Here is a 7078-nt window from a genome sequence, read left to right as displayed (position 1 = left end):
CCCCCCGCCGCACAGGTCGGCCGTCCTTGTGCGGCGGAGGTTGATCCGGGAATGCGCCGGCGACCGGGACGCGCTCACTTCCTCGGCAGGCCCAGCACGCGTTCGGCGATGATCGTCCGTTGGATCTCGGAGGTGCCGCCGGCGATCGTGCTGCCGAACGTCATGGCGTAGCGGTCGAACCAACTCGCCCAGAAATCTTCGAGGTTCATGTGGTTGTACGGCCCGGTCATCGCCGGGTGGAGGAGCCCTTCCGTCCCCCGCCGGGCAAGCGCGGCCTCCGCACCGGACTGGATCGCCTCCGCACCGAACAGTTTGAGGACGGACACCGACGCGGTGTCCATCTCCCCTCGGGCGGCGCGGGCCAGCGACGCGGATCCGAGCAGGCGCAGCGCCTGGGCGTCCATGCACAGCGTGGCGTAGCGCTGCTCCTCGACCTCGCTGGTCGGCTCGAACTGCACCGTGAGGAGGTCGAGCCACTTGGCGAAGGTGAGCCACATCATGGTGCGCTCGTGGCCCAGTGAGCCGTTGGCGACCGTCCAGCCGTCGTGCAGCTTGCCGATCAGGTTCTCGGCGGGCACCCGGACGTCGTCGAAGAAGACCTCGTTGAAGTCGAGGTCGTCGGCGGAGTGGAGCGAGCCGAAGGGGCGGCGGGTGATGCCGGGGGTGTCGGTCGGGATGACGATGACGCTGATGCCCTTGTGCTTGGGGGCGTCGGGGTCGGTGCGCACGAACGCGAGGATGATGTCGGCGTCGTGGGCACCGGACGTCCAGACCTTCTGGCCGTTGACCACGAAGTGGTCGCCCTCCAGGGTGGCACGGGTCCGGAGCCCCGCGAGGTCGGAGCCCGCGCCCGGCTCGCTCATGCCCATGGACGCGGTGATCTCGGCGCGCAGGACGGGCACGGCCCAGCGGTGCTTCTGTTCCTCGGTGCCGAAGGACAGCAGGGAGGCGGCGACGATGCCGAGGCCCTGGGGGTTGAAGCTGTGGTAGATGCCGCGCCGGGCCAGTTCCTCGCGGTGGACGAACTGCTGGAGGACACCGGCGTTGCGTCCGCCGAACTCGGGGGGATTGCCGGGCAGCAGCCAGCCTTCGTCGAAGAGCAGCCGCTGCCAGCGCCGGGCCCACTCGGGTATGTGCGCACTGGACCGCGACCGTTCGGCGGCTTCCGCCTCCGGCGGCAGGTTCGCGTCGAGGAATGCCGCGAACTCGGCTCGGAACTCCTCGACTTCGGCGTCAAAGTGCAGCTTCACGGTTCTCCTTCACGATCGACGCCCCGTGCTCGTTCCGTTGCGCGCGGCGCGATCGGACGATGCTTCCCCGCGTCACGCGAGAACGTCATAATCTATATCAGAGAACATTATTCTCAGTAGTTATCCAGGGCAACTATCTACCCTGCGCGCGTCGCCTGCCACCGCGCCTTGTGACGCACCGCACGCCGCAGCCCCGACGCGTCAGCCGCCGAACAGCCGCGCGGTGGCCGTCACCGCGAGGCGGTTGTCGTTTCCCGCGTCGCGCAGCTCCACCTGCGCGACACCGCCGCGGATGCGAGCCGTGGCGACGGCCGGTCCGGTCCGGACCGCCGCGAGATAGCGAAGACCGAGCGAACTCAGCGTGTCCCCCGGGACGAGGGACANCCCCCCCCCCCCCCCCCCCCACCGCCGCGGATGCGAGCCGTGGCGACGGCCGGTCCGGTCCGGACCGCCGCGAGATAGCGAAGACCGAGCGAACTCAGCGTGTCCCCCGGGACGAGGGACAGCACGGCCTCCTCGGTGGCCAGGGCGATGAGTCCGCCGTTGACGGTGTTCGAGGCGTTGGTCCCGTCCTCGGAGCGGGGAAGTACGGCGACGCCGGGCTCGCGGCGTACGCAGCCGGCGCGTTCGGCCAGCGGTACGGACAACCTGCCCGTCACCGGCATGGTCTCGCTGAGGACCGGCAGCCGCTTCGACGTGTCCGGTTGGGCCATGAACGAGGCGCCGCAGACCGCCACCGGCTCGCCGGACTCGGTGACGAACTCGATTTCGGCGACGAAGACCGAGCGACCCGCCTTCACCGTCCGGCCCATGGCCCGGACAACTCCGGAACCGGGGGCGCGGCGGAACAGGTGCACGTCGAGTTCGAGGGTGACCGGTACGCGGGGAGCGATGACGTGCGCGGCCAGGTGGCCCGCAATGATGTCGGCCCACACGACGAGCACCGAAGTGCGCAGGTGGGAGGTGCCGGGAACACACATCTCCGGGGTGACCGTCGCGTGGCCGTGCAACTCCTCGCCGACGCGGGTCAAGGCAAAGCCGAGTTCGGTCAGAATGTGCCGCCGCGCGCTCTGCTCCTGACTGTTGACACTCACCGGTCATCCCCTCGCGTGTCGGCGCAGGCGGCGAGCGCCACTCGATAGCCGCGTTCTCGGTATGGAGAGTCGAACTTTCCCATGGCGCCGCGAACGACCGCAACGAGCGGCGGCGCGACGATGGAGCTACGCGAGCCGGAAAGCTGAGTAATCGCGAGTTTCCATGGTGACCGTCGAGCCCCTGGTGACCACCGGGACGACGAGGACAGCCGGACATCCGCACGTCTTTGGGCAGTAGCAGTAGGGGTCAGAGCTCACCGCTCGCGCGTTCGTCCTGGCCGCGCTGCTGCGGGAAACGATGAAGGGCCGCTGGTTTGATGAGCACTCAGGTTTGGCTCGCGAGTGATCAACATCCCATCGCCCCGCCGCTCAGGCGGAGCTCACGACCACCGGTTTCCTCAGAGGCCGGTGCGGGGGTCCTCCCACACCTGCCGGGCCTCCATCCAGTTCTGCCCGGTCAGGCGTCGGAAGGCCGCGATCAACAGCTCGCCCAGGTCGAAGTCCGGGTCGACGAGCCACTGCGCCTGGAGCCCGTCCCACGTCGCGACGACCTGGCGGGCCGCCTGCGCCGGGTCGAGGCCGGGGTGGGCCAGGCCCGCGGCCTGGCGGCGTTCGATCAGGTTCGCGAACTGCTCGGTCGCGACCCGGTAGTGCCCGGCGAAGTACTCCTGCGCGGGATGACCGGGTACGGCCGCGTTCCCGGCCAGGGCGCTGTACAGGCGCATGATGCTCTCGCGGCGCGGGAGCGCCCGCGCGTAGGCCCGCAGGCCGTCCAGATCCAGGACGTCGGACTCGCTCCCGGCCAAGTACCTGACGAGGTCGTCCTCTTGGTCCTGTCGGAGAGCGGCCACCAGGAGGTGGTCCTTGGTCGGGAAGTGGTACATCACCGTCGCCTCGCGTGTCCCGGACCTGCGGGCGACCTCGGCGGTGGTGACGCTGCCGTGCCCCTTCTCCACCACGATGTCCAGCACCGCACGCGCGATGTCCCGGCGCCGCTGCGCGGTCCGGGCGTACGGCCCACGGGGTTTGCCGGTCGTGCCTGTCATGCGTCGACTCTACGGGGGCCGCCCGCACCGAACCGCCGCCCCGGCGCCGACGGGCGTCTGGGATGCTGGAGTGATGGCTGTCTCCTTCGCGACGCCCGAGCCGGTGACGCCCGAGGCCCCCAGGCCCATCGCCCGGCCGCTGCTCACCCAGTCGTGGCTCGACGTCGCATTCGTCCACTGGGCCGCGGCACCGGACGACATCGCGCACCTTTTCCCGCCCGGAACCCGCCCGGACACCCTCGACGGAACGACCTACATCGGCCTGGTCCCGTTCCGCATGCACCGTGTCGGCTGGCTCGGGCTGCCGGGCATGCCGTACCTGGGGAGCTTCCCGGAGACCAACGTCCGGCTCTACTCGGTCGACGAACAAGGCCGCCGCGGCGTCGTGTTCCTGTCGCTGGACGCCTCACGCCTGGCCGCCGTGGCCACCGCGCGGGCCGCCTTCGGACTGCCGTACGTATGGTCGCGCATGTCCGTGCGCCGCGGCAACGGGACGGTTACGTACGTGAGTTCGCGGCATCGCCCGGAAGGCCGCCCGGCCGACAGCCGGGTGACCGTACGCGTCGGCGAGCCGATCGGACAACCCAACGAGATCGAGCAGTTCGTCACCGCCCGCTGGGGCCTGCACCACCGGATCCGTTCGCGCACGCGCTACCTGCCCAACGCGCACCCGCATTGGCCTTTGCGCCGCGCCGAGTTGGTCGCGTACGACAGCGCCCTCGTCACCGCGGCCGGTCTGCCCGAGCCTGCCGGGGAGCCGGTGAGCGTCCTGTTCTCGCCGGGTGTACCGGTTCGGTTCGGACGACCGGTCTGACCGGGTCTGGGGGAGCGTCGGCGGGGCGGTGGCACGGCATCGCCCCGCGACCGCGATCATGCTGGCGGTGACGGCCCCGGGCGTCCGGTCGGCCGCAGACCTTCGAGAAGGGATGGATGGATGTCCGAATCGGCGACCGCGCCCGTGCTGTTCTCCGTGGACTCGGGGGTGGCCCGGCTGACGCTCAACAGCCCCGGGCGCAAGAACGCGATCAGCCTGGACATGGCGGCGCTCATCAAGCAGCACTGCCAAACCGTGCACGACGACGAATCGATCGGCGCGCTTCTTGTGGATGCGGAGGGCGGCTACTTTTGCAGTGGCGCCGACACGCGGGACCTCGCCGCCGCTTCGAAGGACCCGGCCACACCCGAAGCCGTCGCGATCATCTCGGCCGTGTACGGCGCGTTTCGCGACATCGGCCGCCTGCCCGTGCCGACCATCGCGCTCGTGGAGGGCGGTGCGGTCGGCGCCGGCATGAACCTCGCCCTCGCGGCCGACCTGATGATCGTCACCCCCGACGCCGTGCTCGACAGCGGGTTCCTCGCGCGCGGCATCCACCCCGGCGGCGGCCACCTCGCCCTGCTCCAGCGCACGCTCGGCCTCACCGGCTCGGTCGCCATGGGCGCGCTGGGCATTCCGCTGTCCGGCACCGAGGCGGTCGCGCGCGGTCTGGCCTGGGCGAGCGCGGACGCCGACAAACTCCTCGCCACCGGTCGCGACGTGACCCGGCTCGCCGCCGCCGACCCGGCCTTGGCACGCCGCATCAAGCAGAGTGCCCACCTGGAGCACGGGCTTTCCGTCGCCCAGTGGGACGCCGCCATCGAGGCCGAGCGGGGCGTGCAGATGTGGTCCATGTCCCGCAAGGGCAGCGCGGCCTGGTCGGTCCGCCCGACGCGTCCGCCGCTGTCGCGCATGTACGCGGACTCCTCGCCCGAACCCACGGACTGACGAATCCCGGGGCAGAGGCCAGGACTTCGAAACCGGTCCCCGGAATCGAACCTGCCGGCGACTTGCATCGTACATAGAGGCGAACAAGCCGCCGTCGACGTCGCCGCAGGGAGTACGCCATGCCCATGCCTGTGTCCCACGGACACGCCGGGCGCGCCGGGCACGACGGGCCGCGTCCGGCGAACACGCGGAACTTACGGGGGAATCCGGCCGCACGTTCGCGTGGGCTCGGCAACCGGCCTGGGCCGTCCCGGAATTGCGTGCGTCGTCTCGCCGTCGACCGTCGCCTGAACCGGAGTCGCCGCTGCTGACGCCGCCGAGTCGGCCCGGCGGTCGCGGCGGACCCGCCGCACCTCGGCGCCACACGGACCACGCCCCCCGACCCGCCCCACGCACACGCACCCTCTCGGCCGCCGACACCCCCGGGCGGCAAGGGTGACAGGAGATCCGACGGCATGAGGAACACGGACCCGTTCGACTTCTTCCGCGACCACCGCGACACCATCTTCCGCTGGCTCGGAATCCTCGGCGTCGCGCTCCTGGTGTTCCTGTTGGTGCGCTGGTGGGCCATGCGGAAGGGCGGCTGGAAAGCCGCGTGGCGCCTGCTGTGCCGCGAAGTCGCGGTCACCGGCAACGCGTTCGCCGCTCCGGTGCGGGCCTGGCTGCGGCATCGCCGGGATCTGCGGCTGCTGGTGAGGCTGTTGCGCCATGTCGCCACCTGGCGGGACGCCGAACGCGCGCTCGCCGCCGCGCGGACGGCCGCCGCGCCCGCGCGCCCCTACGCGGTGGTCGTCGGCGAACGGACCGTGAGCGTGCTGCTGGCCGGCACGAACATCCCGGCACCGAAAGGGATTTGGGTGGTCGCGCCGGGCGAGGACGGGCACCTGTGGACCACCGCTCGGACAAACCTGCCGTCCGCGACGCCGGAGGCGGAGGGCGTACGGCCTGTTGTGCTGGCCGTCGGCGTGGCCGAACACCGTTGCGCGTTCCTGGACTTGTCGGTCGGCCCGGCCACGGTGGCGGTCGACGGCGACTCCCGTTCGCGGACTGCCGTGCTCCAGGCGCTCGCGGCCCAGGCGGACGCCCGGTTGCCGCAGCCGCTGGTCGTCGTCGCCGAGGGAGTGCACCCGGGGTTCCGCGGTGGTCCCGTACGCGACGCCTACCGCACGGCCCGGCAGACCCCGCCCCGGCAGGGCATTCCGCCGGTGCTGGTGGCCGCCGAACTCCCCGACCCGCTTCCGACCGACCTGGAGGCCCCCGGGCTGCGGGTACTCGTCCTCGGCCCGGGGCGCGGCCACGTAAGGTCGCTGCTCACCGACCGACGCGGCCAACTCGCCGTACAGGGAACGCCGCTGCTGGTGCGGTGCACGGCCCTCGGGCTCGCGGTCGCGCGCGTACTCCGGTCCATCCCGCCCGTGCTGCCCCCGGCGCCGGCCGCCACCGCGATCCGGGGCAGCGCGAGCGCCGAACTGTTCGAGGAGGAGCGCGCGGCGGTCACCACCCACGGTCCGGCGCAGACCGCGAGCGCGGATCCCGACGCATGGCACGACTTCGCCGAGTCGACAGTCGGCGCCACCGCCCCCACCCGGGCCCGCAGCGCCGCCGAGGAAACCACCCGGACCGCGACCACCGCAGCACCGCCGACGGCGCACCGGGCTCCCGCGGGCCACCCGGCCGCCGCGACGCAGCCGGGCACACCACCGGCCACGCAACCGAACACCCACTCCCCCGCCGGCCCGCCCCGGTCCCCACGCCCGTGACGCGCAGCGCGACCAGGTTGCGAGTCTGCGGCACCCCAGCCGCAGCCGCGGGCCGGCCGGTGCGCGTGAGACACCGCGTACCGCAGGCCCCCGCGTCTGCCGGACTCCGTTTCCGTCGAGCAACAGCACACGCCGACAGCCGAGTTGCCGGACCTCCTCACCCCGC

At 71.9% G+C, this 7078-nt stretch carries 6 protein-coding genes; 3 read left to right on the top strand and 3 right to left on the bottom strand.

Annotation, left to right across the window (positions count from 1 at the left end):
• Positions 1–74 precede the first annotated feature (74 nt).
• The 3 genes from ACRX5W_RS29575 to ACRX5W_RS29565 all read right to left on the bottom strand — a co-directional run bounded on the left by ACRX5W_RS29575 (position 75) and on the right by ACRX5W_RS29565 (position 3390).
• A complete protein-coding gene (locus ACRX5W_RS29575; protein WP_436791432.1) occupies positions 75–1250 on the bottom strand; it encodes an acyl-CoA dehydrogenase family protein in 1176 nt (391 codons plus the stop codon).
• A gap of 356 nt (positions 1251–1606) precedes the next feature.
• Positions 1607–2230 carry a hotdog domain-containing protein gene (locus tag ACRX5W_RS29570; RefSeq protein WP_436791470.1) on the bottom strand — a complete coding sequence of 208 codons (624 nt, stop codon included), beginning with the start codon at positions 2228–2230 and terminating at the stop codon, positions 1607–1609.
• A 512-nt stretch (positions 2231–2742) separates the two neighbouring features.
• Positions 2743–3390, bottom strand: a complete 648-nt coding sequence (locus ACRX5W_RS29565) for a TetR/AcrR family transcriptional regulator (protein ID WP_436791431.1) — start codon at positions 3388–3390, stop codon at positions 2743–2745.
• Between the two features lie 73 nt (positions 3391–3463).
• Between ACRX5W_RS29565 and ACRX5W_RS29560 the strand changes: the two genes are divergently transcribed.
• The 3 genes from ACRX5W_RS29560 (at position 3464) to ACRX5W_RS29550 (ending at position 6912) form a co-directional block, all read left to right on the top strand.
• A complete protein-coding gene (locus ACRX5W_RS29560) occupies positions 3464–4204 on the top strand; it encodes a YqjF family protein (protein ID WP_436791430.1) in 741 nt (246 codons plus the stop codon).
• A 120-nt stretch (positions 4205–4324) separates the two neighbouring features.
• Complete coding sequence (locus ACRX5W_RS29555; protein WP_436791429.1) at positions 4325–5152, top strand: enoyl-CoA hydratase-related protein; 828 nt, start codon at positions 4325–4327, stop codon at positions 5150–5152.
• 455 nt (positions 5153–5607) lie between these two features.
• Positions 5608–6912, top strand: coding sequence for a hypothetical protein (locus tag ACRX5W_RS29550; protein ID WP_436791428.1), 1305 nt, complete (start codon positions 5608–5610; stop codon positions 6910–6912).
• The last annotated feature ends 166 nt before the right edge of the window (positions 6913–7078 follow it).

Origin of the sequence: Yinghuangia sp. YIM S10712 (genome assembly GCF_051388935.1) — a bacterium.
Classification (GTDB): Bacteria; Actinomycetota; Actinomycetes; order Streptomycetales; family Streptomycetaceae; genus Yinghuangia.
Note: the sequence above shows the minus strand (reverse complement) of the source record. Positions and strands in the feature narration are given on the sequence as shown.